This is a genomic window from Methylobacterium sp. FW306-05-D (genome assembly GCF_058782155.1).
This window is the reverse complement of record NZ_JBYSXL010000066.1, coordinates 1-24,354: the sequence shown is the minus strand read 5'-3', so window position 1 is coordinate 24,354 and position 24,354 is coordinate 1. Positions and strand designations below refer to the sequence as shown.

Here is a 24,354-nt window from a genome sequence, read left to right as displayed (position 1 = left end):
TTGGTCCGGGGCCTCGGCTAGCGGCTGGCGCAGCTCGCGGTTCTCGATGACCACGGCGAGGAAGTCGGCGCTGCGCTGGTCGATCATTCCGTCCTTTTGCCCCGCCAATGCTGGGCGGCGGGTCTAGGCGATCACCCAGGCCAGCGCCAGGATGCCGCTCAGGAATATCCCGTACGTTGCCAACACAGCGGCGACCTCGCGGTGCTGCACGAGGAGGGAGCGGGAGGCGAGCAGCATGGGGTGAGACCGGGTGCAGGTGTGCCCCTCAATCTGACCCATCCGCCCTCCTGACACGAGGTCTGCAGGATGTAGAACAAAGGTAAAACATCGGATGTCACTTGGCGGTCACAGACCTGCCGTGGGTACCGCTCTTAACCTCGTGGAGCTCGCCACCCGGCCGCTTTCGCCTCAGCCTCGGAACAGAACATGCGCTCGCCGGCCTTCTCGCTGATGCGGGTCCGCTCGTAATCGCGTGAGCCGGGCAGGTGGTAGATCCGCTCGCCACCGGCCGAGATGTTGCCCTTGATGGCGCAGCCCCCGGCCGTAGCGGGCGCCTCTTTCCACTTGTCAGGCCAAGCAGGGCCCGGGATCGGGTCACCTGGGAGACCATCGGCACCAAAGCCCATCTGCATCGCTCGCTCGCCCTTGCGCCACTCGCCCGGTGCTGTGAACGAGCCGGCCCAGATCCCGCGCCTAGCGACCTTCGCCTCATCCTCGGCCGGGAGGTAGTCGTTGGAGTACCGGCGGTAGGCAATCGCATGGCCCTGGGCGACCATCCAGGCGTTCAGATCCTCGGCGCCTCTGCGACACACCGCGACGGTGCGGCCGTAGCGATCCATGTCACGAGGCTCGCAGCTCACCGTGGCGTCTCCGATCCTATCGGAGAGCGCCAAAGCGGCAGTCTGGCCGCAGCGGTACTCCGCGCCGGCAGCGGTCCGGCAGAGCTGCGCGCTCTCTGGCGCATCGATCCCGTGCAGCCGGATCTTGGTGTCCCGGATCACGAGGGTGTCGCCATCCGTGACGCTGGCTCGGCCGGCGATCGGCTCGGCGGCGAGGGTAGGTGTCACCAGCAACAGGAGGGTGGCGAGCGAGATCCGAATCAACGACGGCGCCCTTTCCCCTTACCGCCGCCCGCACCTGACGATCCCGCGCCGTCTGTATCGGACGTTCCGCCAGCGCCCGATCTGGCGCAGGACTGCTTGGAGGCGCTGATCGAACCGTCGTTGCAGAGGAACTTCTCACCCTGGCAGGCCTTCACGCCGCCCTTCGATCCAGAACACGGTGTATTTCGAGCTTCCGCAGGCGACGGGTGCTGGAAAGCAACTAGGGTGCATGCTCCAGCGAGAGTGAACATCACGATACGAAGCACGAGCGTCTTTCCTTCGTTCAGGCATCATTTTTACGGCGATCTGAGATCTTGATCAGATCTCGCGCTCTGGTGTAAAGACGTTCATCGCACTTGATCGTATGGCGCGCTGCCGCGGAGCGTGTCAGGGCTCTTCGGAGCTGCGGTCTTTGGCCCAGGGCCAAGTGAGACGTAGGGTGAAGACCTCTTGAGCCCGTTCGGTGTCGCGCCGGACGGGCTCACTCGTTTCAGGCAACAAGCGTTCGGATCAAACTCCAGAGCGCCTGGTGCTCGGGACCGCCGCTGTCGAGGCTGAGGAAGATCGGCAGAGCCATGTCGACCACGTTGCCACCGGATGGTTGGTTGGCGGTATGGCGTACGAAGGTGTGGCCTGAGGAGGCATCAACCACGAGGTCCCACCGGTCCCCGTTCGAACTCGCGTACAGCTCGCGCATAGGCGCCTCCTGCTGTGTATAGTCCTGCCCCGGCGGCTTCAGGCCGCCAGAGCCTCAGTAGCGAACCGGACCCGTGCGGCACCGTCAGCCGCCAAGCCTGCACGCTCGCACCAGGCCGTGAACGTGTCCGGCTCGATCGGCACACGCACGACCTCGACACCGCTGCGCTGGACTTCGCGTTCGACCTGTTCGGTGGAGACCCGCCACGCCTCGTAGCGAGCCGGCAGCTTGTCACCGTCCGATAGGCTTTGGCGTAGTACCTCGTAGTGCTCTGCATCGTACCAGGGCAGGCCAACGCGACGAGGACGGCTCATTATGGGCTTTCGGCTGAATGTCGTCGGATTGAAGATCGCCACATGCGGGATGTCTTCTTAGGAACGGATCTTCCCGCCATGAGGTTGCAGGGAGAGTACCAAGGAGAAAAATATGCTGACGGGTAGCTTACTGTGGCTTTTGGGCGTGCCGATCCCCGTCCTCATCTTGATTTGGTTCTTCTTCCTTCGCGGACGGTAGGGATAGTCAAGCGTCTCGGAAACGAGGCGCCTTTTTGCTGCATCGTGATCCTCAGGATCGATGAAACGAGGCAGGCAGATGGCGAGAGAGTACCGGCTCAAACCGACCGTCGAGATCGCAGAGGGTGTAACCCTCGACAAGCCTGGCATCTACGAGTGGGCCATCACCTACCCAGATGGCTCGATCCGGCGCTACGTCGGGAAGTACACCCGCCAAAGCCGCCCGATGCGCGAGTACCGTGCCAACGTCCAACGCATCCTCGATGGGCGCCCCTATCGCAAGGCATCGCCAGATGGGTTCCGGCAGGTACATCACGAGCTGGCGAAGGCCGCGAGCGATGGACGTGCAGTCGTCCTCACGATCCTTGAGAACGCCCTGCCAGAGGATCTGAACCGTCGAGAGCAGGCACTCATCCGTGAGCGAGGCGCGACCTTAAATGGAAGCGGGGCTCGATCTGCCGTCACGCCGTAAACGGCCCCCTCACTCTGCCTTTGCGCTCAGCGCTCGATGCACTGAGCCTTTGCCGATGCCGAGCCTCGCTGCGATGGCGGCCATGGATAGCCCCTCAGCAGCCAGCGCCTTGATCTCTGCGGTCTTGGCGCGAGCTGTGGGCTTCCGGCCCTTGTAGGCCCCTTCTGCTTTTGCCCTGGCGATCCCCTCGCGCTGTCGTTCCAGCATCATCTCCCGCTCGAACTGCGCGACACCGCCGAGGACGTTCAGCATCAGTTTGCCGGTTGGGGTCGAGGTATCAACGCCCAGGTTCTCGATACGGAGCGCGATGCCCTTGGCATCGAGCTCCGCGAGGATGCTGCCGAGATGGGTGACCGAGCGAGCGAGGCGGTCGAGTTTCGTCACCACCAGGGTGTCGCCGTCGCGGCAGAACGCGACGGCCTCTTGTAAGGCCGCACGCTGGCCGACAGACGAGACCTGCTCCCGGAACAGCCTCTCACAGCCAAGGGCCGTCAGTGCCCGAATTTGGGCATCCAGGCCGGCTTCCTGTTCCAGCGTCGACGTGCGGGCGTATCCGACGAGCATGCTTGCGTCCCACTAGGTCCTAGGACCTAGTGGCGGCGCGCGTTCCAAAAATCAAATCCTAAGTTAATGGAACCGGGAGGAGACCGGGCTGGAACGTTCCACAAGGGCAAGGTCTAGTGGAACGATCAGCGGATTGAGCTGGATGACGAGTCTAAGAGACTGTTGCTGAAGGCTCCACCGGGCTGGCTGCCGCCTGTACTCAGCACCCTCAACCATGGGTTTGACGAATCCACTGAGTCTCTGCCAACAGGTACACGTGAGCATCGATACAGAAGCCGACACCTGCCGTAAATTCGTCGTCCCGCGCTTACAGGCAGCAGGCTGGGATGCTGCACCTTGCTCTATCAACGAGCAACGTCACTTTACCAAAGGTCGCGTTCGTTTCGTGCGTGGTGAGCCTAGACGTGGCAAGGCTAAGCGAGCCGACTACATCCTACGTTACAGGCCAGATTATCCGATTGCAGTTGTTGAGGCCAAAGCAGCCTATAAGCAGGCGGCCGATGGTATTCAGCAGGCTAGGGACTACGCCACCACGCTGGGACTTCGCTTCGCATACGCCACCAACGGTCATGCAATTATCGAGATCGATCTTGCTGCCGGTACAGAGCGTGAGCGTTCGGACTTCCCTACCCCCGCTGAACTTTGGTCACGGGAGCGCACCGGTCTCGGACTTACCGACGACGTCGCAGCCGAACAGTTACTCACTCCTGGACTCGAAGACCCCATCAAGCCGCTGCGTTACTATCAGGAAATTGCGGTTAATCGTGCTCTCGCCGCGATCCATACAGGTCAGCAACGATCTCTCCTCGTCCTTTGCACCGGGGCGGGCAAGACGGCCATCACGTTCCAAATTGCTTGGCGCTTATGGTCTTCCGGGTGGAACCGCCGCGGTCAACATAAGAAGCCTAAAATCTTGTTCCTTGCCGACCGTAAGGTTCTTGTTGACGACCCAAAGGATAAGGATTTTTCGCCCTTCGGCGATGGCCGTTTCAAGATTGAGGGCGGCGCAATCAGCAAGAGTCGGGACATATACTTCTCGACTTATCAAGCCATTGCCGAAGACGAGAACCGACCGGGCCTTTATCGTGAGTTCGGCCACGATTTTTTTGATCTGGTCATTGTTGACGAGTGCCACCGCGGCAGTGCTCGCGATGACTCCAACTGGCGGGAGATCCTCACATTCTTCGAGCCTGCCTACCAAATCGGTCTTACCGCCACGCCAATTAGCGAGGCAGAGCGCGACACCTACAACTACTTCGGCCAGCCCCTCTACACCTACAGCCTGGCTCAAGGCATAGAGGACGGTTTTCTTGCCCCTTACCGGGTCCACCGCGTTGTGACCGACTACGATGCCTCTGGTTGGCGCCCTAGCCGTGAAGAAGTCGATCGCTTTGGCCGCGAAATTCCAGACACGCTTTATGGCACTAGTGACTTCGAGCGGAAGGTGGCGCTCAAGGCGCGTACCGAGGCGATTGCTCGTCATCTGACCAGTTTTCTGGAAGGCACAGACCTTTTCGCCAAAACAATCGTATTCTGTGTCGACCAGGATCACGCTAGCGAGATGCGAAGCGCGCTTGTACGCCTCAATGAGGACCTTGTGCGCCTTCATCCCGACTACGTCTGCCGCGTCACCTCTGATGAAGGTCAGATCGGTCGTAGCCATCTTTCGACCTTCCAGAATGTCGACGGGGACACGCCGGTAATTCTTACTACCTCACAGATGCTTACTACTGGCGTAGATATTCCTACATGCCGCAACGTGGTGCTTGCTCGTGTTGTTGGCTCTATGCACGAGTTTAAGCAGATTATTGGCCGTGGGACGCGCATGCGAGAGGACTACGGCAAGCTGTTCTTCAACATCATTGATTACACCGGCACAGCCACGCAGATGTTTGCCGACCCAGAGTTCGATGGTGATCCAATCGCAACCACGCGCACCGAGATCAACGCCGAGGGTGAGACCGTCGAAACTGACATGGTTGAGGCGGAGGCGACTCCAAGTGCTGAAATAAAGACTGGTAGCTCGCTGCCGTCTGACACTGAAACAGGTCCACCTCGTAAGTTTTACGTAGACGGCGGTGAGGTCGAGATAATCCAGCACCTCGTTTTCGACCTCGACCCTGATGGTAAGCGCCTTAGCTGTCGCAAGCTCACGGACTGGACCGGTGAAAAGGTACGGGTGCTTTATCCCACCCCAGATGCTCTAAAGGCCGAATGGATACTGGCAGACAAGCGCCAAGCCATAGCTGATGCACTCGCTGAACGCGGTATCGATCTAGACATGCTGGCAGAGGATGCTGGCCGCCCAGACGACGACCCCTTCGATCTTCTCTGCCATCTCGCCTGGAACGCACCTCAGCGCACCCGGCGCGATCGGGCCGAACAGATGCGTAGCGAGGCAGGTGACCTGTTCGATCGCCACGGACCGGATGCTCGCGCCGTCCTCGACGCTCTCCTTGATAAATATGCCACGCATGGGGCGATGCAGCTCGTCATACCCGATGTGCTCAAGGTTGAGCCCTTGAATGCCTTCGGCAATCCAAGCGAGATCGCAGGCCGCTTTGGCGGACCGCTTGCCTTGCGAGAAGCCTTGGACGAGATGACCCGCCGCCTCTACGCGGCCTGAGGAGAAAATCGCATGTCGCGGGGCAGGAAGCCAAGCGCTACGCCGAAGACGACGGCCCAGCGTCTTGACGCTATCGTGAAGTCTGCCCGGACGATCATGCGTAAAGACAAGGGTCTTAACGGTGATCTTGATCGTCTGCCCATGCTCACTTGGGTGATGTTCCTGAAGTTCCTAGACGACATGGAGCGGATCGAGGCGGACGAGGCTGTGATGGAAGGGCGTGCTTTCCAACCTGCAATCGAGCCGCCTTATCGCTGGCGTGATTGGGCTGCGGCGCCGGATGGCATCACTGGGCCGGATCTGCTCAGCTTTGTCACCGCTGAGGAAGCCACTCGCCTCGATGGTACCAGAGGCCCTGGCTTGTTCGCCTATCTGCGTGGGCTGCGAGGCCGGAGTGGTATGCGTGACCGGCGCGACGTTGTCTCCACTGTGTTCCGCGGTCTTCAAAACCGTATGGAGTCCGGATATCTCCTACGTGACGTAGTCAATCTCGTCCATGCCATCCACTTCGATGCCTCTGACGAGATCCATACCCTCTCGCGCCTCTATGAGGGTTTGCTTCGCGAGATGCGCGATGCGGCTGGGGACTCTGGCGAGTTTTACACGCCTCGTCCCGTCGTTCGTCTCGTAGTCGAGCTACTCAATCCCCGCCTCGGCGAAACCGTGCTTGATCCTGCCTGTGGCACAGGCGGCTTTCTAGCAGAAGCCTTTGACCATCTTTCCGCGCAGGCCAACACGGTCAAGAAGCGTGAGCAGGTCCAACGCGGTAGCTTGCGCGGCGGGGAGGCTAAAAGCTTGCCATACCTACTCGCCCAGATGAACCTACTCCTACACGGGCTGGAGGCCCCCGTTGTCGACTACGGCAACGCGCTACGCTTTCGTCTCGCCGAAATCGGCGAGGGCGACCGCGTCAACGTCATTCTTACCAACCCCCCTTTTGGTGGCGAGGAAGAGGCGGGCATCCTTACTAACTTCCCCGACGATCGCCGTACCGCTGAGACTGCTCTCCTGTTTCTACAAGTGATCATGCGCCGCCTAAAACGAGGCGGTCGCGGTCGCGCCGGCATCATCGTGCCCAACGGTCTGCTGTTCGGTGATGGTATTGCTGCTCGCATTAAAGGCGACCTTCTAAGCAACTTCAATTTACATACAATCGTACGTCTACCTGAAGGCGTGTTCGCCCCCTACACAGACATCTCAACCAATATCCTATTTTTCAACAGTTCAGGGCCGACTGAAACGATTTGGTACTGGCAGCAGCCCTTGCCCGAGGGGCGGCGCAAGTACACCAAAACCATGCCACTCCAAAGTGATGAGTTTGCTGACCTTCGGTCATGGTGGGACGATCCGCAGGAGGGGCCGAACGCCTGGTGCGTGGCGGCCGAAGACATCTTGAGCCGGGACGAAGCCGGCCGTGTGATTTCAGCCAATCTTGATCTTAAGAACCCACGCGTCCGCAATGAGGCTGATCATCGTGAGCCGGGGGAAATCGTATTGAGCGCTTTGGCCAAACAGCGTGAGGCGCTGACCATCCTTGAGGAACTACATAAGTTAGTGGCTGAGGGTCACGAAACGGTTGACGCGTGATGAGGACAAGCTGGCCAGTTGTGACGCTAGGTGAGGTCCTGCGCCACCGGAAGCAATTCATCACCATTGATGACGCTCAGGTTTATAAGCGCTGCCGTGTCCAGCTTGCTGCCCGCGGTATCGTATCCCGAGACGTAGTTGCTGGGAGCGATATCAAGACAAAGGAGCAGCAGGTCTGCCGGGTTGGCGACCTTTTGGTGGCTGAAATCGACGCCAAACAGGGTGGATACGGCCTTGTGCCACCCCAGCTCAAGGATGCAATCGTCAGCAGCCACTATTTCCTTTTCGAGGTAAACGAGGCTCGGCTCGATCGTCGCTATCTCGCTTGGTTCATCAAAACTCCGCGTTTTGCGAGACAGGTGAGTGCTCAAGGATCGACGAACTACGCGGCCATTCGACCATCCCACGTCCTTGGCTACGAACTTCCCCTCCCACCTCTTACTGAACAACGTCGTGTCGTAGGCTACCTCGATGCTGTAGCTAATCGAATAGATTCGTACCGACACGCGGCATTGACGATTGACTTAGAACTCAATGCTACTGCAGCCTCAGCTTTTGAACGTATTACGCGCGGCGTGCCTTATGCCCGCATGGGTGACGTGGCGCCTCTAGTCCGGCGTGAGGTCGCGATCGATCCGGACGTGAGCTATCCAGAGCTAGGTATTCGCTCGCACGGTAAAGGTACTTTTCACAAGCCGGCCATTCCTGGGATTGAGCTTGGATCGAAGCGTCTGTTCCGCGTCGAGCAAGATGATCTCGTTTTCAACATCGTGTTCGCATGGGAAGCTGCAGTCGCTATTGCAACCTCAATGGATCACGGTCGCTTCGGTTCTCACCGCTTCTTAACCTGTGTGACTGACCCGAGCTATGCTATAGCTTCATTCCTGCGCTATGCTCTTCTCACGCCTGAAGGTTTACAGAAGCTCGGTGAAGCTTCACCAGGAGGCGCCGGTCGCAACCGAACGCTTGGCCTTCATGCTCTTGCTAAAATCGAGGTTCCACTTCCATCCCTCGATGCTCAACGCTGGTTTGATACCATCCAAGGGCACGTAGATACCGCCCGTGTACGGGCAAAGGCAGCCGAAGCTGACCTTGCTTCTCTAATTCCCTCTATTCTCCATCGTGTTTTTGACGAACAGGTTGAGACTATTTCCGCAGTGAAAAATTTGGTTGCCGCTGAATAAGCGGCCCGTAGGCTACACGCGGTTTTAGGTGCAAGAAGCTCCGCTCCCCTGTCGCCGCCTCGGCTACATGGTCGATCGCGTTCAGCAGCTCGCCGAGATCCTGGCTGGCCGCGGGCTGAAGCAGGACCCGCCGGGCCGTTGTACGGCCCGCGAGGAGCTGCGCTTCGGTCAGGGGATCGAAATCAGGGCGTCCTAAGCGCTTCTTGCTCATTGCTCCTCCGGATCGCTGACCGCTCCAGCGGCGGCGGTTAGGGCCGCTGTCAGCATACCGATGAAGGCGGCTGTGATCACCGCTTAGGCCTTCTCGATTTTGGCTACGAGCCGGCCGAAGCCTTCGCGGTAGGACATGCGCTCGGCTTCGCACCACTCCACGAACTGGTTGATATCGGTGATGGCGGCCCGGAGGTTGAGCTGGTCGGTCGGCTCATCGACGGCGATCCGACGCTTCCGGCGGGTCGGCACTTCACGGCTCGGGAAGCCGAGCTTCTCCGCTACCCGGTCAATCTCCCGGGCGACAGACGGCGCGGGCTCTGAGGCGCTGGGCTGGATCTCGGCCAGCTTGCCGAAGCCGAAGGAGGGCTTGGTGTTCACGCGGCTACCTTCACGTTCAGGCTGCTGACCAGCTCAATGATCTCTTCCGACAGGCGCTCAGCGTTGTCCTGCGCTGCGGGGAGCCCGTTCACGAGGGAAGGGTCGAGCTCAGCGAGCGAGCGGCTGTACGTGAACATGCTCTTGTAGGCAGCTCGCTCGTTGAGATGGGTTGTCAGGACCGGGATACCCGCCCCTCTCAGCTCATCGATGATCATCTTCTCGTTGCGGGTTGGGATCGCTGGCGAAGTCCGCGTGAACAGCACGCGGAACGGGATCGACCGGCCAACCACCTGCTCCTCCTCCTGCACCAGGCTGACGGCGCGAGCTGCTTGAGCCGCGTCGACGGCGCTGGCTTGCATCGGGATCAGCACCAGGTCGGAGCGCATGATGGCGCGCGAAACCATACGGCTCGCCGTGCCTTCGAGGTCGACCAGCACGAACTGGCGCGCGGCACGCTCGGCGTCGATCGCCGAGACGATGCCGCTTTCACCGACGTCGCCAAGCACCTTCATGGCCGTCGCACTGCCGCCGCGGGCCCAGGAGGCGATTGGTCGGTTGGGGTCGCAGTCGAGCATGGTGACGGTCGCGCCATGCGCGGCCAGCGTCGTGCCGAGGACAAGTGCTGTGGTCGACTTGCCTGCCCCGCCCTTGGGGTTCGCCACCGATATGACCGGCATGCCTCTGATCTCCTGCCGAAGCGTAGGGTCCGACAGGGTAGTAAGCGGGCGGTTACCGAAGGGTTAATCCCCTCCTCGACCCTATGCGGTGCTTGGATGCTGCACCGGATGCGCGGATGCTGGAGCGGAGCCTACGTTCGCCCTCGATAGGGTCTGCTACGCAATGATAGCTATCGGTAGCATCGGCGGGCAATTCGACCATAGGCGCCGGCTCTCGGCCCCGCTAAGCTCTGATCGGAGTGACGGATTTCCGTTCTAGAGCGCCATGCCGATCAAGCCCGAGTTCCGGTTTTTCTATCCGATCGACTGGCCGCAGCTCTCACGCCAGATCCGGTTCGTGAGAGCGAAGGGCTCGTGCGAGCAGTGCGGCCGGCCCCACGGCCGGATCGTGCTGCACCTGGGCGACGGGCGCTGGTGGGACGCCGAGGCCGGCCGGTGGCGCGATGGCAAGGGCCAGCCGCTCCGGACGCAGCCTGCGGCGACCGAGATCACCGCCGCCGTGCGCCGGACCCGGGTCTACCTCGCGACCGCGCATCGGAACCACGACACGAGCGTGAACGGCCCGGGCAACCTGGCCGCCTGGTGCCAGCGCTGCCACATCCTGCACGACGCGCCCGAGCATCGCCGGAGACGGCACGCGACCCTGCATCGGCGCCGAGCCCTCGGAGACCTGTTCCTCGGCAGCTACGGCTGAAGGTGGTCGGTATGCCGCGCTGAGTAGTGCGCGAGGGGCCGTTAACCCTACCCCGTTGACTGGCCTCGCACTGGCAGCGATGGTGCCAGCTTCGCGCCCCAATGGCGCGTGCAGAGAGTCGACAAGACGATGTAGCCCGAAAACGCAGAAACCCGCCGGTTAGGGCGGGTTCCAGGTCAAGAGCCAGGGGCTCAAGAGGTTCGTCATTTGGCGATGCGATCCTCCCCCAGCCCCCTCCGGAAGTCAAGGCGATGAACAGGATTTCTGTTCACGCGAGCGGCTGCCTTTTGCCCTGTGATCCATCCCCACCCTGCGGGTCTGCCGACCTGTGAGGATGAGACATGCACGCAGAGCATTTGCGGGCAGCCATCATGGCTGCGCCGAAGGACCGGCTGCCAGGGATGGCGCAGGAGATGTGGCAGGCGTTCAGCGCAGGCAGGTTGACCGAAGCCGAGGCTGAAGACCTCGGCGGCCTGATCGCCACCCGACAGAGCAAACAGACCACCACACCGACCCCGCGAGTTCATGTAGGGTCCCGACCGCGATCTGATGCCTCGATGGAGAGGCGGCGCCGTTGGGCCGCTTCCGGGCGGATGCCACCTGGGGTCGCCTGCCGATTCACCCTGGCCGAACAGGCGGTGTTGGCCGTCGTCTCGGCCGAAACCGCCAAGCGCGGCGACTGCCGGCTCTTTCACGGGGCGATAGCGGCCCTGGCGGGCGTGGCCGTCTCGACCGTGCGGGCAACCCTGCGCCGAGCCCGTGACCTCGACTTCATCACCAGCGAGGAACGTCGATCCTCGGCATGGCGCAACCTGTCCTCAGTCGTACGGATCGTCTCCCGGGAATGGCAGGCCTGGAACCGTCTAGCGCGCGACGCAGGAGGGCAGGGGGGTGCTGATATTTCCGCGGAGCGCACGTCTACTCAGGTTTCAAACAGGAGGCCTGAGAGAGCTTTCCGAACGTCTGAAGGGGCTTTCGAGAAGAGGAGAAGGCGATTGACCGGAAGGCCCTATCAGCAGCCCGGCGCGGGTCCGATCCGGGAGGCCAAGTGATGGCGAGGCAGGATGACGATGCAGACCTAATCGCCCTCGGCGCGCAGCTCGACGCCTACGACCAAGCCGTCTGGGAGTACTCGGCAAGTGGTGCGTCAACCCCGGAATATGAGGCTGTTGAAGAAGACCGACTCGCTGCCTGGAGCCGTGTCCTCTTCCCAGCAATCGCGGCAGCCTGGGCAAGAACGCCTGCCGGGTGGCGCGTGAAACTCCAGGCCGTCGAGCACATGAACCGCACAGGCGATCTCACTCCAGCCGATCGAATCGCTGAGACCACGAACGATGCCGACGCGCTCGCCTGGGCCATCGTGCGCGACCTCCTCGCGGAGCGGGCAGCGGTCTGAGAGTTAGGGCGGTACCGTCGATACAGTTAATTTCTGAGAGGGTGGGAATGATGGGCGGTCAGCAAGCGCAGCTGCCGGATTGGATCGCATGGCTTCAAGCGCTGTCAGTGCCGTCGCTAGGCTTGTTCGCGGCCTGGATCGGTTACCAGCAATGGCGAACCGCTGCTCGCAAGGTTCAACTTGACCTCTACGACCGCAGATTTGCGATCTACGACCAAGCTCGCGATGCTTTATTCCCAATTATGAGATCTGGTAAATCAACTTTCGATGATATAGGTGCTTTTGCTACGGCTGTAAGCAATGCCAGATTTATGTTTGGTAATGACGTGGTTGAGAAATTTGATAGAATACAAATAGCTCTCGGCGAATTGATGATGCATAGCGACTCAATGAATAGTGGGCCGCCATATAAACAGGAAGATATTACGGGTAGGCGTGATCGCTCTCTAGAAATATCTACTTTCTTTAATGATCTTCCAGACATCATACTCCCATATATGCGTCTCGATCATAAGGCTGACGGAAACCTAGAATTATTTAGCGCACTGCCTACCCGCATAGCCGGTAGTATGAACCGCATTGTGGGATACTCCCGGAGTCAACTTCGGATCGCGAAGGAGTTCTGGATGCCGTGAAGGCTATCGGACTGGATTAGGCTCCGCTAGAGCGGCGCACCAATAAATCTTGGTGGCGGGAAGCCTAGGCTCTGGTCAGCTTGTCTAATTAGGCATTGCGTATGAAACTGGACCCCGGGGGGAAGCAGAGGAAGCGACTATGCGAGAAACCGATCGGTTCGAAGCGCGCGGCACCAGTGGACGAGTTTATACGATTGTTGAACGTACCACAGAGGTACAATCAAGACCTCTGTCTGGTCGTTCTATTACTATGCCTGGATCAAGGGACTATATCCTTGATACAGGCCAAGACGTTGATCAAGAAGACGATGATGGAAATATTTTTTCAATTATACAGACCGGCGAAGTTCTGACGCGCATTTAGGAGCGCAAGACGAGGAGAGGCCAGTCCATCTAGACCGGCCACGTGCTCGACCTATGCGATGGTCTTGGTAGGCGTTGCGCCAAGAAGCGCAGGCGGGAGCTTCGTCCCCTCGTCCGCCTTCGCAGCCTTCCTCGCGGCGCGCTCGGCTGCCGCGCGGATCTGGCGGGACGAAAGCGTGCCCTTCGTCGCGGCGTTGCGCATTGCGGGATAATCGATCCGCCCATCAGGCTTGTAGAGGAAGACGGGGCGAGGCGGTGTCACTGGAGCACCCCCGTGCCGGCCGGCGGCTCCGCGAGAAGGGCGTGCACGGCGATGGCGATCTCCCCTCCCATGCCCACGGCCATATCCGCCGCGAAGTCCCGAACGTCAGCGGCCGAGGCGCCAGCATCCCGCGCCAGGACCTCCACCAGGACGCGGACAACGACGCCTTGCGTTGCAGTCGTCGCGGCCTGGGCTACGGCGGTGTCTGCGAGCTGCATGGCCAAGCGTTCCAGGGTCTCGATCCGTTCGGTCGACATCACTAGTTCCCGTTGCTCGTGACGCCATCCGAGAAGGAAGGCGACCCGAGACGGCTCCAGCTCCGGCCCTGAATGTGTCCGTTCGCATTAACCCGGGAGATGGCCGTGTTGGCGCTGCCGGCCGCGCTCTGCACCGCCTGGAGGACCGCGAGCGCTTCCTTGCCCTTGGCGATCAGGACATCCAGGCCGCCCGTTGAGACCTGGGGCGATACCAGAGTGGAGTTGAGGCTTTCGAGGCTGGCCTTCGCGCTATCCGCCTTCGGCCCGACCCCCTCAATGCTCGATGTGTCGACCTGGGGGGCGACGGTCTGGGAACCGACCTCGGCGAGCTTTGCCCGGGCTTCGTCCGCCCGAGTGTGCAGCCGTGAGAGAGCGCCTTCCCCTTCCGTGGTCGAAATCACAGGAGCCGGCACCGCTGCGGGGGCAGCCGCCGCCCCGACCGGTGCCGTGATCGGGGACGGAGCCACGTTCCCGGCCGTCCGGCCGCCCAGCATGGCCGCATCGCCCGGGCGGGCGACGGCAGCCTTCGGACGCCCGTCGAGCCCCGGCAGTCGAGGGATCGGCGCCTGGGGCATCCCTGCGGTGCCCGGCGGAAGCGAGCCGTCCCGCTGCCCGAAGACAGAGGGCAGGGTCCGCTTCAGCCATTCCCGTGCGAAAGGCTTCTCCGGGGCCATGCCCTCCATCGGGTTCGCGTCGGGCGTGAAGCCCGTCGAGGCATCGAAGGCGGCGGCCCCGCGCTCCTGAAGAACCTTCGGCATCTGCTTGGCGGCGATGTTGGCTGCGATGCCACCGATCGCGAGGGTGCCAAGGCCGACACCGGCCGTGCCGGCCGCGGCGGCGCCGGCCGCGATGGCTGCGCCCTTACCGGTGGCTATGCCCGTTGCCACGCCTGTCGAGGCACCTACGAGCAATGCTGTTCCAGCGGTCTCCGCAGCTTTCCCCGTGAGCCATGCTGCGCTCGCCCCGACCGCCAGGACCGAGTTCGGCAGCTCCGCGAGAGCCTGCGTCGCCATCGCGGCGGCGTTGGTCAGGCTCGTCAGGAAGCCGCCGTCGCCCTCGCCGTTGTTGTCAAGCGAGCGGCCGACCGAGGTTTCGAGGTTCTTCTTCGAGCCCTCCAGGCGGCTGCGGGCACCGTCGTAGCCGGCCATCCGCGCCTCGGAGACCTTCGAGGCACGCCCCTCGGCGTGCTTTTCCAGCGCGTCGAGGATGTGGTTGTAGGCCTCCGGATCGCCGTAGGCCGAGGCGATGCGGGCGCCTTGCTTCGAGCCGAACAGCGCGTTGGAGAACGCGATGTTGCCCGGGATCTTCCGCAGCATGGCTCCGATGAGGCTGTCGACGTCGACCCCCCGCATCGAGGCATCACGGAAGCGGTTCGCCATGCCGGCGATCGACTGCTTCGACTTGGCGTCCTTCTTCCCCAGGCTCTCGCCAAGGGCGTCCATCACGGCGGGCGTGAACTTGGATGCGTCTTTAATGAGATCCTTGTCGGTGAAGATCTTGCCGAGCTTCTCCTTGGCCTGATCGTTCAGCCTGACGCCGTAGCTCGACGCCACGTTGCCGGTGAAAGCGTTGAGGTCGAGCTGGTCGGGCGCCTTCTGGTAGTCCGAGTAGTTGAGCCCGTTGGCGCGAAGGGTCTCCTTTGCCTTCCGGGTCGGCGCGGTCGCGTTCGAGATGAGCGCACGCCAGGCGGTGCCCATCTGGGCGCCGTCCATGTTGGACTTCTTACCGATCGCCGCAAAGGCGAGCATCTTCTGTTCGCTGACGCCGGCCAGACGGGCCGGGGTCGCGCCGTAGGTGTAGGCCTGCCTGATGTCGTCGGGCGTCATGCCCGACGCCTTGGCCGCCGTGACCTGTATGTCCGCGGTCTGCCGGGCGGACTTCGATGCAGCCTCGACGGACGAGATGTCCTTCTTGAAGCCGAAGATGCCGCCTTCGAGCTGCTTGACCGCCTCCGGGATGCCGAGCGACGTCGCCTGACCGAGATCCTTGGCGGCCGGGATCATCCCGAGCACCTGATCCTTCGTCAGGCCACGAGCGGCCAGCTCGCGCTGCGCTTCGAGCACCTTGACGTCGTTGTACTTCGACGTGGCGCCAAGGTGGATCGCCTGATCCACGAGGGGGCGCTGCTCCTCGTCGGAGAGGCCCATCACAACGCCGCCGAACCGGCGCTCGCTGTCGTACTCGCGATAGGTCTCCAGGGTCTCCTTCGTGCCCTCGTGGACCTTGTGCCCGAGCGCGAGGCCACCGATGCCGAGGAGCGCCTTGCGGGCCTGGGCCTGATCGGCCTTGGCCTGCTTCTTCGCCTCAGACGCCGCGATCTCGGCGACCTCGGCCTCGGCGCGGGCGCGCCGGGCCGGCTCGCTCATCCCCTCGGTCAGGCGCCGGCCGCCCTCGATGTCGGCGGACTGCCGGCGGCCCGCCGCGCCCATGCCGGACGCCATATCCCGGCCAGCCGTCCGGCGGCGCGAGGCCTCGGCGGCGACGGCCTGTTCGCTATCGGCCCGGCCCCGGCGCCCCTGGTCGACGGCCTGGCGGATTGCTGCGCTGTTCGTACGGCGGGCCTGAGCAACTGCCTCCCGGGCCGCCGCCCGGCGCTCTGCCCGAGTGCCCTCCGCGCCGTGAACGGTCGCGCGGAGCTGCGCTGTCGCCCGGCGGCGGGTCTCGACCGCGCTCGACGCAGCGGCAACCCGGACCTCGTCATGAGCCGCGGCTTGCTGGCGGATCGCCGTTGTGGTGCGCTCCATCTGGGTCCGGAGACCCGCCTGGACCTGGGCGATCTGGTGAAGCGGCGTGCCGGTGCGCTCAAGCTCCTGCCCAAGGGCCCGGACGGTCGTCTTCTGCGCCTGGAGCGCCTCCTGGGTCCGGCCGAACGTGCGGGTCGCGGCGGTGTGGGCCCGGGCGGCGCGCCGCAGGGCAGCGTCCGCCTCGGCGACCATGCCGGAAGCCTGGAAGGCCGGGTAATTCGCTGAGCCCGAGGCCTTCGACCGATCGAAGAAGGCCTTCTTCCGCTGCGCCTGGGCCAGGGCGACGGTGGTACGCTCGACTTCCTGTCGCGCAGCGCGATGGCCGGCGCCGAGGGCCTGAAGGGCACGCGTTGCGTTCTGGTAGCCCTCGACCCGACCCGCGGTCGCTGAGAGCTTCTCGAATTGCCGGACGAGCCCGGCGGTGCCGGCGTTGGCGCGGAGCTTCGAAAGACCCTGTGCGTCCGTACCAAGCCGGCGGGCAGCCTCGGCATCTGCCTTTAGCTTCGCGGCGAAGCCGGCATCGTCAACCCGTAGGCTGAGGGTACTCGTCAGAGTAGTCATGGCGTGACGCCAATCGGAGCGAGGCGGATCAGTGCGCCAGCGGCGTAGGGGAACTGCATGGTCATGCCGCCGTGCACCCCGTAGTGGGCATCGTTGATGCGGACCCGTGCCCCATCAAAGCCCCCTCGTGTCTCGTCCGGCTCGCCCACCATGTTCGCCGCAGGCGGGTTGAAGGGCGTACCATCGGCGCCACGGCATTCGCCGATTGCAGCCACCAGTTCCAGGCGAGCATGCGGCGCTGGGATGACGGGCACGACATCGACCGGCGCCTCATGGACGAAGGCACCGCCCTCCCACACCACGACATCGAATGATGCGTCGACCGACGCTCGCCCAAGAACTCTGACCCCGACCGTAGACATGCTGACCTCCTGGATGTGAAAACGCCGCCGCCATGCGAGGACAGGACGGCGGCGCGGCTGCCTGCCTCTCGGCGGCGCTCCACCGACGCACTGGCCGTTCCAGAGCATGCGTCGGATCGGAAAAGGTGCGGTCTTGCCTGCCTTGTCCGCCTTGCGTCGTTCGGGGCGCGGAGGCAGGCTGTCGCTATTCAGTGGACCGCGGCACCGGCACAAGGATGCCCCGCAACTAGAGCCGCTATGCGCGGCGAAGCTCTGGTTTTCGCGTCACGTCGACTGCGGGACCGAGAGGTACGAACCTCGTGATCGACCGCCGCATGTCCTCGGTCGAAGGATCGCCAGGCCACACGAGATTGCGCATTGAGGCGAGTAATTCTGCCCAAACACCACCCAAGGGAGGACTACCTCGCCAGGCCGAGGTTTCCGGCAGCTCCTCGATCCGCTCAAACTGGCGGCGATGCCGTAGGGTCGTGCTGGTACTCGACGTTCCGACACGCAGATAACCTGAGCCGTCAGACCGGACGGACACCTTCTCCTGGTGCCCCATCGGGTCGCCATAGCCATCCGTCCATAGTTCAACCACCTCAGCGTGGAGGCGCTTCGCGGGTCGGCCAGAGATGTTGAGGAAGTCCTGGCAGAGCGGCGAAAACTCGATGTCGCCAGCATCCCGCACAGCCTTTATCGCGATCTGACGGGAAAGCTCGGCGGCTCGTTCAAGGCCTGCCAGCGCCTGAAACATCGAGCGGATTGCGGGCACATCGTTTTGAACTGCGTCGCGGTATGCGGCCCAGTCCTCATTCGCCTTCACGACGATACCTTCGACCTTCGCACGCGTCTTGGCGTTGCGCGCCTCCTGTTCTGCGGCCTTTGCCTCGGCGATCTGTGTGTCGAAAGCCTCGATGAGGGCGTTCGCAACATCCAGCCGCCGATCGGCATCAGCCTGGACCTGGGCATGAGCGCGCAACGCGTCCGCGTCGGAGTTCAGCAGAGCGGCACGGTACGTCCGCTCTGCCTCAGCGGCCGCGGTTTTGGCTGCACCCAGCTCGGCCTCCGCCCCCTCACGGCTCATCACGGCAGCCGCAAGAGGAACAGGCGTAGTGTCGCGAGCCCGGGTTAGGAGATTTCGAAGCGAGAGGATCTTCAACGCTCAGACCCCCCTTCCCGGAGCCGAGACGCCAGCCTTCGCGTTCATTTCAGCGGTGATCTCGTCCCAGGACACCGCCTCTTGCCGACCGCCCTTGGCGACTGCCTCAGGCTCCAGATCCAGGGGCGTGCGAGCCGACATGCGCGCACCAAACGAGGCGGCAGCGGAAGCATTCGGTGAAGCTTCGGGCGAGGCAGCCATGATCTCGACGGCCTCGTCCAGGCTCAGGCTGGTGGACACCGCCAGCGCTAGAGCCTGACGTTCACGGCCCTGGGCTTCCGGGGCGCCGGTGATCGCCTTGACCCGGGCGCGCTCGTCCGCGCGGATCGCCTTTTCGTCCTCGTCCATAGTGGTCCTGCTTTGCGTTGAGGAAGTGGGGGTCTGAAGAGGGATGCGCCGGGCGGGCCGGGTTCGTCCGCCACTGAGATCGGCAAGGGCGCTCTCGAAGCTGCCGACTGCATCGGCGAGGCCGACAGTGACAGCCTCGGCGCCCATGAAGGTGCGGGCCTCGGTGGCGCGTATGGCCTTCTCGGAGAGCCCCTTGCGGCCGTCCGCGACGCAACTGACGAACATCGACATCAGCCTGTCGATCTCGGCCTGGAAGCTCGCCTTCACGTCATCGCTGAGTGCGGCGTAGGGGTTGCCGTCGACCTTGTGGGCACCGGCATGGATGAAGGTCGGCTTGAGGCCGGCCTTCACCATCGCGGCCTCGCGGTCGACGTGCAGCAGGACGACACCGATGCTTCCGGAGATCCCACTTTCCGTGGTGACGATCCGGGTAGCGGCCGACGCGATGGCATAGGCGGCGCTGCACGCCATGCCGTTCACCACGGCGGTGACAGGCTTCGAAGCAGTCAGATCGCGAACGGCGCGGGCTGTCTCGAAAGCACCGAGGGCTTGGCCGCCAGGGCTCTCCATGTCGAGGAGAACGGCCTTTACCTTCGGATCGGCGCCCGCCTGCCGAAGCTGATGAGCGACACCCTCGTAGGAGATGATGCCGGAGCTGGCCCCGACATAGCTGCCTCGGTTCACGAAGCTGCCGATGAGGGAGATGATCGCGACACCCTCGTCTGTGCGGCTATAGCTCAGCGGTACTCCGCTTTTCCGATCGATGCGGGAGCCGATGAAGCGGCTCGCGTCCGGGACCGAGGTTGGTACGTCGGAGACATCGAGGCCAAGGCGACCATCGAGGGCGGCTACGATGATCGCGAGCTTCTCCGGCGCGATGAGCAGCGGACGGTTGAGAACCTGGTCCGCCAGGTGCGCAAGGGTGCGGCCGGACATCAGGCGTGTCCCACCGGCAGGCTGGCGCTCCGCTCGAACAGCGCCTTAAGCCGCGCCCGCTCGGCGAGTGTGCCATCGATGTAGTTTTTGACGTAGTCCTCGATGAAGCGGTTCCGATCGGCGGGCGTTTTGAGATGACCGCTACGGTTTAGGGCTTCAACGGCCGAGGATCGGGCCCTGAGGTACAGATCGCCGTAAGCTGCTGCGAGAGCTTCAAGGACTGGAAGAGCTGCGGTGTGTTCCATGCCCAATACATGAATGAATTGGGCATACCTGGCACTTCCGAAAATCTAGCGCGAGGCGGCGCAAACCTGGGAATTTCTCTGGTGCCCCGCTCTACGGACCGTTTTGGCGCGTGCCTTCAGCCATTCCAGAAGATCGTCCCGTCCCACAATCCAATGACCAGGGCGGCCTTCTGCTCCGATGCGTCGCCATCCGAAGCCGCGCTCGCGGCAGATGTTTTTCATCGTCTCGGGGGTCACACCAGCAATGCCGGCAGCCTCCTTGAGGGGGAGATACAGCGGGTCGGGTTTAGATCGCAGCATAGCCGCCTTGCGGTTCTCGCTGTCGATGCCATCCAGCTCGCCGGTCAACCGGCCGACGCGTAGAGCGATCTCCGCAAGGTCGGCCGACGCCGTTGCGAGTTCTTCGACCACGACCTGCCGGGTGCGGATCGGTGCCTTACTGGTCATCGACCCGCCCCCTTAGCGCCCGCTCGCTTCGATCCCGCGTTGAGCGCATCGGTGATCTCATTCTCGATACGGCGGCGTAGGGGCAGATCCTTGGTCACGCGGGCGGGAATGCTGAGGAGGTCGGCCTTCAGGCCGCCGGCTGCAGCGTCCAGTAGGTTCATGCAAGCGGACAGGGCATCGGCCTTCAGGCGATCGTTGCGACGAGCGATGTTTGCTTCGATCTCCTGCACACGGACGTCACTGAGCCGATTGGCGGCCGCCACGTTCGTTGAACGCCGATCCGTGTCCTGAAGGTATCGAAGGTAGCCCTGGACGGTGCCCACGAGGTCGTAATGCCCGCCGTTGGACTGAGGGATATGGCCGGCCTGTGCGAGCTGCTGAAGGCGGCGCGGGGTCATTCCGATCATGGCTGCCATCTCGCCGGCTGGGAGGCTGAGGGCAGCCAGGGCGTCAAAGTCATCGGTCATCTGAGTGTGTCCATTTTTTTGAGGTTGGCGCGAAGCGAAGCGCGGTTTGAGAGGGGCGATGGCGCACGATTTGTCCGGGCCTGCGGGCAAGGGCGGAAGGTGCACCGCTTTCCACGGTCCCTAAACGCCCCGTGGAGCCCCGAAGGCGTCAGCCCGCCCCTCAGCGCCGGCCAAGCCTTCCCTGCCCGCTTACGGCCAAGCCAGCGTCCGCAACCGGCATGCAAGCGGGATAGGCCGCGGCAGATCGGCCATGGACACAGCTTCGTGAAACCAAGGTGCGCGGGTTGCATTGGACCCAGCATGCCCGTCGATGACGAAGACGCCTTCCGTGCCCAAGTTGCCCAAGCGCTCGCAAGGGAGCCGTCGCATGCGGATTTGCAGGTGGATCTCGCCGGGCGCATCCTGCGCTGGCTCGCTACCCCTAAGCGCCAGGCGTCTTGGCCTGAGATCCCCTCGGCACCGCCGACAGATGCGGCGGCTGCGTTAGTCTCAGATCCAGAGGTAGAACGGCACCGAGATGGGCAGAACCTGCGCGAGGGCCAGGGCGGCGATGCGAACGCCGGATAAGGCAGGCCCGACAGACCAAGCTCCCATTCGCCGCCTGCAACGGTGACGAGAGGATGGGTCAAACTGTATGGCGCGGGCATGCATACCCGCCAACGCAAGGGGCGGCGCGCTCGCGTCTGCCTCCAGGCAGCGAGAGCGAGCGCGTCGACCCGTCTCGCTCGCACGCAGGGGTGTGATGCCAACGTTATGGTCCTGAGACCCGCGCGGGTCTGCCCTTCCATAGGTCCGGCAGAATGTGGCGCCAGGGTCCGCGTCGAGCTGCCTGTGTCCCCTCCTACGAGATGGTCGGGCGCGGGGGACTGAAGCCCCCGGCCACTCCCGCGAGGCAGGACGAGGCGTTGCGACCGAACGATCCGGAGCGCTGTCCTGAGAGGTAGAATTTGTGAGAGCCCGTGCTGAGGGTGTGGCGCTACTAAGCGAAACGGACGCAAAACGTCACTTTTTGCGCCCGAAACGGCACCCTTAAACGGACGCAAAACGTCATCCATTTGCTTCACCCTTGAGCTTCCGCGCGAGACGGGTGTGGGTTGAAGGCGAGGCGTCGGGGCGAAGCTTCTGCGCTAAGGCCAGGAACTCCCCTTTCGGCGGCACACCCTTCTTGCGGCGATCGAGGCGCCGCCGTTCCGCATCCTTGGCCCGGCGCTTGGCGTCTCTGTCCTTGACGTTCAGGTCGACCGGCTCGGCGAGCCAAAACTGGTAGCGTGCTCGCTGCTCATCCGTGAGGCCCAACAGCTCGCCGAGGAAGCGCGCCGTGATCTCCCCAGAGAAGGCTCGCAGCTCGGCTATCGCTTTCGACCGCCCATCTCTCGTTAGGCCTGGCAGGCGGCGTGGAGCCCACCGGTCGAGGGTGCGATTGTAGTAGAGGTCATCGGCTGCGACCGCGTTTTCGATGGCCGCATACGCCAGGAGGAATTGCTGCGACGCGTAGGGGTCGGTGCACCCATGGCGTCCGTATTCCCCGGACACCATCCGGCGCAGGGCCTTGAGGGCCTTACGCAGTTGCCCGGGGTTGAGGAGCAGGGTCGACCCATCCGCGCCTAGGCGAACAGGTTTCCTGTTTTCCTCTTGGCGAGGGAGGCTCCTCGCGATACACGTCAGGTAGTCGGGTTTAGCGCTCGATCGGGTGAGAAATTCAGGGGCTTCCGGTTGCAGCCGGAGGCCCCTTTCTCGTTTAGATATCCCATCGGCGCCCTTCATCAGGGCATGGGTCATAGTATTCCAGCCTCTTCCGCTCGGATCATGTAGGCTTGGTGAAGTAATTCATTCGCAGATTGTCGCGCTGTTTTCTTCGGCAGCCCACGTGCGATCAAGCGTCGAGCGTATTTCTGGCGCTCGTACTCGAAGACGTCCTCGAAGTTGGCAGCGTTGCCGTCCGGCAGGCGCGCCGTGATGGCTGCCAGCACCTTCGCATTCTTCGAGAACGGAAAGGGCAGGACCGGCGCCGTAGCCTTCAGGTCGCGGCCTGGGCCGACGCGATGGCGCTGAGGGGTCAGGGAGCGGCGGGCGCCCTTCAGGCGACCCGTCGCGGCAATCTCGGCGGCTGACGGCTTACGGGGTTTCCTGGCAGGCTTCGGTGGGATCGGCGGCAACGACGTGCCGGCGGCGTCGAATAGGTCCACGTGATCGGCTCCCTGTTAATTCCAGGGATAAACCTGATTCATCAGTGGCTTACGGGCAAGGGCCTATCCAGCGTTTTGCGCGGACTGTCCCTCGGGAAATTCGCGAGCGCGACGAGCGAACGGACCAGGAGTGATCGACGCTCTTGCCATTCCGCCTCCAGCAGCGTATCTACTTTGTAGACACGTCCGCAGTGCTCCAGGAGGGAGATGCGGGAACTCCTGACCATCCGGGTCGGGGGAGTGTTTGAATGCGCCGCTTGTCTTGAGCCAACCGCCTTGAGCGGTGCCAGGGCAGATACCCAATGGTTCAGTTGGGTCGCGACGCACATGAAGGTGGGTTCGAGTTATGCTCGTTCAATTTTCGAAGTGGGGCAACAGTGTTGCTCTTCGCATTCCAGCGCCGGCATTGCGTGATGCAGGCATAAAGGAGGGGGCCAGCGCGAACTTATCAGTAGAAGACGGAAAGATTATTTTGACACCAACAATCAAACCGCGTCGTCATAACCTAGCAGAGCTATTGGCGCGGGTAACAGAGGAAAATTTGCATGTCCAAGTCTTTGACGGGCCAGAAGTCGGGTCCGAAGTCTGGTAGTACATCCGCTTCGGGAAGCTATATTCCCGAAGCGGGAGATATGGTGAAGGTAGATTTTAGCCCGAGCGTAGGGACGGAGCAGGCATATTATCGCCGTGCGATCGTGATTACGTCCCGCGAATACAATGCGAAGGTTGGTAGGTGTTACGCTTGCCCGACCTCAAATCAGGATCATGGCTATCCTTTCGACGTTCCTCTTCCCAGCGGGATGACGGTTACGGGGGTTGTTTTGTCCGATCAGGGAAAGCCGCTCGACTTTAGGAGCCGCCGCCTGGAATTCGTGGAGTCTGCTCCGCCCGAGGTCCTCGAGGAGGTTCGGACCATGATCGGTACGTTCCTCGAAATTCCTTAGTAGGAAGGCAGGCAGGGGTGCCTCGTAGGCGACCCCTGCCCTTGCCCGATCGTCGGTCTCGCCAAAGCCCTGACGCGGGGTTGTGCGACGTGAGCGAGGCCCTGGGGCCGGCATCTGCGTCGCGCCAAGTGCAAATACCCTGGCGGCCTTGGGCCGACAGGGTGCCGATGTGCGATACCCACGACGATCAACCTGTGCGGCGGCTCTGTTCGGCCTCGGCGCGCCAGGCGTCGCGATCCTGCTCAGCCTGGGCCAGTCGAGCCCTCAAGGCCTCGATCTCGGCGTGCAGCTCGCCTGCGTCGACCGCCAATTCCACGCATTGGTCCTGGGTCTCGGGGGGGGGGGGGGGGGGG

Annotated in this window: 29 protein-coding genes; 11 read left to right on the top strand and 18 right to left on the bottom strand. The window is 62.8% G+C overall.

Annotated features, from left to right (window positions below; translation table 11 throughout):
- Positions 1–123 precede the first annotated feature (123 nt).
- The 5 genes from AC3WLN_RS18840 to AC3WLN_RS18820 form a co-directional block, all read right to left on the bottom strand.
- The gene (locus AC3WLN_RS18840) at positions 124–279 is read right to left on the bottom strand and encodes a hypothetical protein (RefSeq protein ID WP_492483791.1); all 156 of its coding nucleotides are present in this window, start codon (positions 277–279) and stop codon (positions 124–126) included.
- A 92-nt stretch (positions 280–371) separates the two neighbouring features.
- Positions 372–1,103: a thermonuclease family protein gene (locus AC3WLN_RS18835; RefSeq protein ID WP_492483789.1), complete on the bottom strand. Its 732-nt coding sequence runs from the start codon at positions 1,101–1,103 to the stop codon at positions 372–374.
- On the bottom strand, positions 1,100–1,354 hold the full coding sequence (locus AC3WLN_RS18830; protein WP_492483797.1) for a YdcA family protein: 255 nt from the start codon (positions 1,352–1,354) through the stop codon (positions 1,100–1,102). The genes AC3WLN_RS18835 and AC3WLN_RS18830 overlap by 4 nt, the downstream gene beginning before the upstream one ends.
- 239 nt (positions 1,355–1,593) lie before the next feature.
- On the bottom strand, positions 1,594–1,800 hold the full coding sequence (locus AC3WLN_RS18825; RefSeq protein ID WP_492483787.1) for a hypothetical protein: 207 nt from the start codon (positions 1,798–1,800) through the stop codon (positions 1,594–1,596).
- Positions 1,801–1,838: 38 nt separating this feature from the next.
- Complete coding sequence (locus AC3WLN_RS18820; RefSeq protein WP_492483795.1) at positions 1,839–2,114, bottom strand: hypothetical protein; 276 nt, start codon at positions 2,112–2,114, stop codon at positions 1,839–1,841.
- 277 nt (positions 2,115–2,391) lie between these two features.
- Between AC3WLN_RS18820 and AC3WLN_RS18815 the strand changes: the two genes are divergently transcribed.
- On the top strand, positions 2,392–2,784 hold the full coding sequence (locus tag AC3WLN_RS18815) for a hypothetical protein (RefSeq protein WP_492483785.1): 393 nt from the start codon (positions 2,392–2,394) through the stop codon (positions 2,782–2,784).
- 9 nt (positions 2,785–2,793) lie between these two features.
- On the opposite strand, the gene AC3WLN_RS18810 is transcribed toward AC3WLN_RS18815, so the two are convergent.
- Positions 2,794–3,348 (bottom strand): recombinase family protein, encoded by a 555-nt coding sequence (locus tag AC3WLN_RS18810; RefSeq protein WP_492483783.1) that lies wholly within the window; start codon positions 3,346–3,348, stop codon positions 2,794–2,796.
- 262 nt (positions 3,349–3,610) lie between these two features.
- Here AC3WLN_RS18810 and hsdR point away from each other — a divergent pair, with 262 nt between their 5' ends.
- From hsdR to AC3WLN_RS18795, 3 genes are all read left to right on the top strand, one after another.
- Positions 3,611–5,974 carry an EcoAI/FtnUII family type I restriction enzme subunit R gene (hsdR, locus tag AC3WLN_RS18805; protein ID WP_492483793.1) on the top strand — a complete coding sequence of 788 codons (2,364 nt, stop codon included), beginning with the start codon at positions 3,611–3,613 and terminating at the stop codon, positions 5,972–5,974.
- A 96-nt stretch (positions 5,975–6,070) separates the two neighbouring features.
- Positions 6,071–7,561, top strand: coding sequence for a class I SAM-dependent DNA methyltransferase (locus AC3WLN_RS18800; protein WP_492483781.1), 1,491 nt, complete (start codon positions 6,071–6,073; stop codon positions 7,559–7,561).
- Entirely contained in the window at positions 7,561–8,745 is a 1,185-nt protein-coding gene (locus AC3WLN_RS18795) for a restriction endonuclease subunit S (protein WP_492483779.1), read from the top strand. Before AC3WLN_RS18800 ends, AC3WLN_RS18795 begins: the two co-directional genes overlap by 1 nt.
- 294 nt (positions 8,746–9,039) lie before the next feature.
- Here AC3WLN_RS18795 and AC3WLN_RS18790 read toward each other — a convergent pair whose 3' ends face one another.
- Together AC3WLN_RS18790 and AC3WLN_RS18785 are read right to left on the bottom strand one after the other, a co-directional pair.
- Positions 9,040–9,336: a hypothetical protein gene (locus AC3WLN_RS18790; RefSeq protein WP_492483778.1), complete on the bottom strand. Its 297-nt coding sequence runs from the start codon at positions 9,334–9,336 to the stop codon at positions 9,040–9,042.
- Positions 9,333–10,013: a ParA family protein gene (locus tag AC3WLN_RS18785; protein ID WP_492483777.1), complete on the bottom strand. Its 681-nt coding sequence runs from the start codon at positions 10,011–10,013 to the stop codon at positions 9,333–9,335. The genes AC3WLN_RS18790 and AC3WLN_RS18785 overlap by 4 nt, the downstream gene beginning before the upstream one ends.
- A 265-nt stretch (positions 10,014–10,278) precedes the next feature.
- Between AC3WLN_RS18785 and AC3WLN_RS18780 the strand changes: the two genes are divergently transcribed.
- The 4 genes from AC3WLN_RS18780 (at position 10,279) to AC3WLN_RS18765 (ending at position 12,738) form a co-directional block, all read left to right on the top strand.
- Positions 10,279–10,707, top strand: coding sequence for a hypothetical protein (locus AC3WLN_RS18780; RefSeq protein WP_492483775.1), 429 nt, complete (start codon positions 10,279–10,281; stop codon positions 10,705–10,707).
- Between the two features lie 341 nt (positions 10,708–11,048).
- Positions 11,049–11,759 (top strand): hypothetical protein, encoded by a 711-nt coding sequence (locus AC3WLN_RS18775; RefSeq protein ID WP_492483773.1) that lies wholly within the window; start codon positions 11,049–11,051, stop codon positions 11,757–11,759.
- On the top strand, positions 11,759–12,103 hold the full coding sequence (locus AC3WLN_RS18770; RefSeq protein WP_492483771.1) for a hypothetical protein: 345 nt from the start codon (positions 11,759–11,761) through the stop codon (positions 12,101–12,103). Before AC3WLN_RS18775 ends, AC3WLN_RS18770 begins: the two co-directional genes overlap by 1 nt.
- A 47-nt stretch (positions 12,104–12,150) precedes the next feature.
- A complete protein-coding gene (locus AC3WLN_RS18765) occupies positions 12,151–12,738 on the top strand; it encodes a hypothetical protein (protein ID WP_492483769.1) in 588 nt (195 codons plus the stop codon).
- A gap of 621 nt (positions 12,739–13,359) precedes the next feature.
- Here the strand turns inward: AC3WLN_RS18765 and AC3WLN_RS18760 are convergent.
- Complete coding sequence (locus AC3WLN_RS18760; RefSeq protein ID WP_492483768.1) at positions 13,360–13,620, bottom strand: hypothetical protein; 261 nt, start codon at positions 13,618–13,620, stop codon at positions 13,360–13,362.
- A gap of 2 nt (positions 13,621–13,622) precedes the next feature.
- Positions 13,623–16,364, bottom strand: coding sequence for a phage tail tape measure protein (locus AC3WLN_RS18755; RefSeq protein WP_492483766.1), 2,742 nt, complete (start codon positions 16,362–16,364; stop codon positions 13,623–13,625).
- Between the two features lie 36 nt (positions 16,365–16,400).
- Between AC3WLN_RS18755 and AC3WLN_RS18750 the strand changes: the two genes are divergently transcribed.
- Positions 16,401–16,589, top strand: coding sequence for a hypothetical protein (locus tag AC3WLN_RS18750; RefSeq protein ID WP_492483765.1), 189 nt, complete (start codon positions 16,401–16,403; stop codon positions 16,587–16,589).
- A 332-nt stretch (positions 16,590–16,921) separates the two neighbouring features.
- Here the strand turns inward: AC3WLN_RS18750 and AC3WLN_RS18745 are convergent, their stop codons facing one another.
- The 8 genes from AC3WLN_RS18745 to AC3WLN_RS18710 all read right to left on the bottom strand — a co-directional run bounded on the left by AC3WLN_RS18745 (position 16,922) and on the right by AC3WLN_RS18710 (position 23,057).
- A complete protein-coding gene (locus AC3WLN_RS18745; protein WP_492483763.1) occupies positions 16,922–17,287 on the bottom strand; it encodes a hypothetical protein in 366 nt (121 codons plus the stop codon).
- A 235-nt stretch (positions 17,288–17,522) separates the two neighbouring features.
- Positions 17,523–18,353: a hypothetical protein gene (locus AC3WLN_RS18740; RefSeq protein ID WP_492483761.1), complete on the bottom strand. Its 831-nt coding sequence runs from the start codon at positions 18,351–18,353 to the stop codon at positions 17,523–17,525.
- 78 nt (positions 18,354–18,431) lie between these two features.
- Positions 18,432–19,712, bottom strand: a complete 1,281-nt coding sequence (locus AC3WLN_RS18735; protein ID WP_492483759.1) for a S49 family peptidase — start codon at positions 19,710–19,712, stop codon at positions 18,432–18,434.
- Positions 19,712–19,957: a hypothetical protein gene (locus AC3WLN_RS18730; protein ID WP_492483757.1), complete on the bottom strand. Its 246-nt coding sequence runs from the start codon at positions 19,955–19,957 to the stop codon at positions 19,712–19,714. Before AC3WLN_RS18730 ends, AC3WLN_RS18735 begins: the two co-directional genes overlap by 1 nt.
- 45 nt (positions 19,958–20,002) lie before the next feature.
- A complete protein-coding gene (locus AC3WLN_RS18725; RefSeq protein ID WP_492483755.1) occupies positions 20,003–20,404 on the bottom strand; it encodes a hypothetical protein in 402 nt (133 codons plus the stop codon).
- Positions 20,401–20,871, bottom strand: coding sequence for a hypothetical protein (locus AC3WLN_RS18720; protein ID WP_492483753.1), 471 nt, complete (start codon positions 20,869–20,871; stop codon positions 20,401–20,403). The genes AC3WLN_RS18725 and AC3WLN_RS18720 overlap by 4 nt, the downstream gene beginning before the upstream one ends.
- A 1,047-nt stretch (positions 20,872–21,918) precedes the next feature.
- On the bottom strand, positions 21,919–22,650 hold the full coding sequence (locus AC3WLN_RS18715) for a hypothetical protein (protein WP_492483751.1): 732 nt from the start codon (positions 22,648–22,650) through the stop codon (positions 21,919–21,921).
- Positions 22,647–23,057 carry a hypothetical protein gene (locus AC3WLN_RS18710; protein WP_492483749.1) on the bottom strand — a complete coding sequence of 137 codons (411 nt, stop codon included), beginning with the start codon at positions 23,055–23,057 and terminating at the stop codon, positions 22,647–22,649. The genes AC3WLN_RS18715 and AC3WLN_RS18710 overlap by 4 nt, the downstream gene beginning before the upstream one ends.
- Positions 23,058–23,403: 346 nt before the next feature.
- Here AC3WLN_RS18710 and AC3WLN_RS18705 point away from each other — a divergent pair, with 346 nt between their 5' ends.
- Both AC3WLN_RS18705 and AC3WLN_RS18700 read left to right on the top strand, forming a co-directional pair.
- Entirely contained in the window at positions 23,404–23,649 is a 246-nt protein-coding gene (locus AC3WLN_RS18705) for an AbrB/MazE/SpoVT family DNA-binding domain-containing protein (protein ID WP_492483747.1), read from the top strand.
- Positions 23,603–24,001, top strand: coding sequence for a type II toxin-antitoxin system PemK/MazF family toxin (locus AC3WLN_RS18700; RefSeq protein ID WP_492483745.1), 399 nt, complete (start codon positions 23,603–23,605; stop codon positions 23,999–24,001). Before AC3WLN_RS18705 ends, AC3WLN_RS18700 begins: the two co-directional genes overlap by 47 nt.
- Positions 24,002–24,354 lie beyond the last annotated feature (353 nt).

Bases quoted from the DNA above. Each gene is read 5' to 3' on its own strand.
- AC3WLN_RS18840 (WP_492483791.1), bottom strand. From the start codon at position 279: ATGGGTCAGATTGAGGGGCACACCTGCACCCGGTCTCACCCCATGCTG.
- AC3WLN_RS18830 (WP_492483797.1), bottom strand. From the start codon at position 1,354: ATGTTCACTCTCGCTGGAGCATGCACCCTAGTTGCTTTCCAGCACCCG.
- AC3WLN_RS18825 (WP_492483787.1), bottom strand. From the start codon at position 1,800: ATGCGCGAGCTGTACGCGAGTTCGAACGGGGACCGGTGGGACCTCGTG.
- AC3WLN_RS18820 (WP_492483795.1), bottom strand. From the start codon at position 2,114: ATGAGCCGTCCTCGTCGCGTTGGCCTGCCCTGGTACGATGCAGAGCAC.
- AC3WLN_RS18815 (WP_492483785.1), top strand. From the start codon at position 2,392: ATGGCGAGAGAGTACCGGCTCAAACCGACCGTCGAGATCGCAGAGGGT.
- AC3WLN_RS18810 (WP_492483783.1), bottom strand. From the start codon at position 3,348: ATGCTCGTCGGATACGCCCGCACGTCGACGCTGGAACAGGAAGCCGGC.
- AC3WLN_RS18800 (WP_492483781.1), top strand. From the start codon at position 6,071: ATGCGTAAAGACAAGGGTCTTAACGGTGATCTTGATCGTCTGCCCATG.
- AC3WLN_RS18795 (WP_492483779.1), top strand. From the start codon at position 7,561: ATGAGGACAAGCTGGCCAGTTGTGACGCTAGGTGAGGTCCTGCGCCAC.
- AC3WLN_RS18785 (WP_492483777.1), bottom strand. From the start codon at position 10,013: ATGCCGGTCATATCGGTGGCGAACCCCAAGGGCGGGGCAGGCAAGTCG.
- AC3WLN_RS18780 (WP_492483775.1), top strand. From the start codon at position 10,279: ATGCCGATCAAGCCCGAGTTCCGGTTTTTCTATCCGATCGACTGGCCG.
- AC3WLN_RS18775 (WP_492483773.1), top strand. From the start codon at position 11,049: ATGCACGCAGAGCATTTGCGGGCAGCCATCATGGCTGCGCCGAAGGAC.
- AC3WLN_RS18770 (WP_492483771.1), top strand. From the start codon at position 11,759: ATGGCGAGGCAGGATGACGATGCAGACCTAATCGCCCTCGGCGCGCAG.
- AC3WLN_RS18765 (WP_492483769.1), top strand. From the start codon at position 12,151: ATGATGGGCGGTCAGCAAGCGCAGCTGCCGGATTGGATCGCATGGCTT.
- AC3WLN_RS18760 (WP_492483768.1), bottom strand. From the start codon at position 13,620: ATGTCGACCGAACGGATCGAGACCCTGGAACGCTTGGCCATGCAGCTC.
- AC3WLN_RS18755 (WP_492483766.1), bottom strand. From the start codon at position 16,364: ATGGAGCGCACCACAACGGCGATCCGCCAGCAAGCCGCGGCTCATGAC.
- AC3WLN_RS18745 (WP_492483763.1), bottom strand. From the start codon at position 17,287: ATGTCTACGGTCGGGGTCAGAGTTCTTGGGCGAGCGTCGGTCGACGCA.
- AC3WLN_RS18740 (WP_492483761.1), bottom strand. From the start codon at position 18,353: ATGAGCCGTGAGGGGGCGGAGGCCGAGCTGGGTGCAGCCAAAACCGCG.
- AC3WLN_RS18735 (WP_492483759.1), bottom strand. From the start codon at position 19,712: ATGTCCGGCCGCACCCTTGCGCACCTGGCGGACCAGGTTCTCAACCGT.
- AC3WLN_RS18730 (WP_492483757.1), bottom strand. From the start codon at position 19,957: ATGGAACACACCGCAGCTCTTCCAGTCCTTGAAGCTCTCGCAGCAGCT.
- AC3WLN_RS18725 (WP_492483755.1), bottom strand. From the start codon at position 20,404: ATGACCAGTAAGGCACCGATCCGCACCCGGCAGGTCGTGGTCGAAGAA.
- AC3WLN_RS18720 (WP_492483753.1), bottom strand. From the start codon at position 20,871: ATGACCGATGACTTTGACGCCCTGGCTGCCCTCAGCCTCCCAGCCGGC.
- AC3WLN_RS18715 (WP_492483751.1), bottom strand. From the start codon at position 22,650: ATGACCCATGCCCTGATGAAGGGCGCCGATGGGATATCTAAACGAGAA.
- AC3WLN_RS18705 (WP_492483747.1), top strand. From the start codon at position 23,404: ATGCTCGTTCAATTTTCGAAGTGGGGCAACAGTGTTGCTCTTCGCATT.
- AC3WLN_RS18700 (WP_492483745.1), top strand. From the start codon at position 23,603: ATGTCCAAGTCTTTGACGGGCCAGAAGTCGGGTCCGAAGTCTGGTAGT.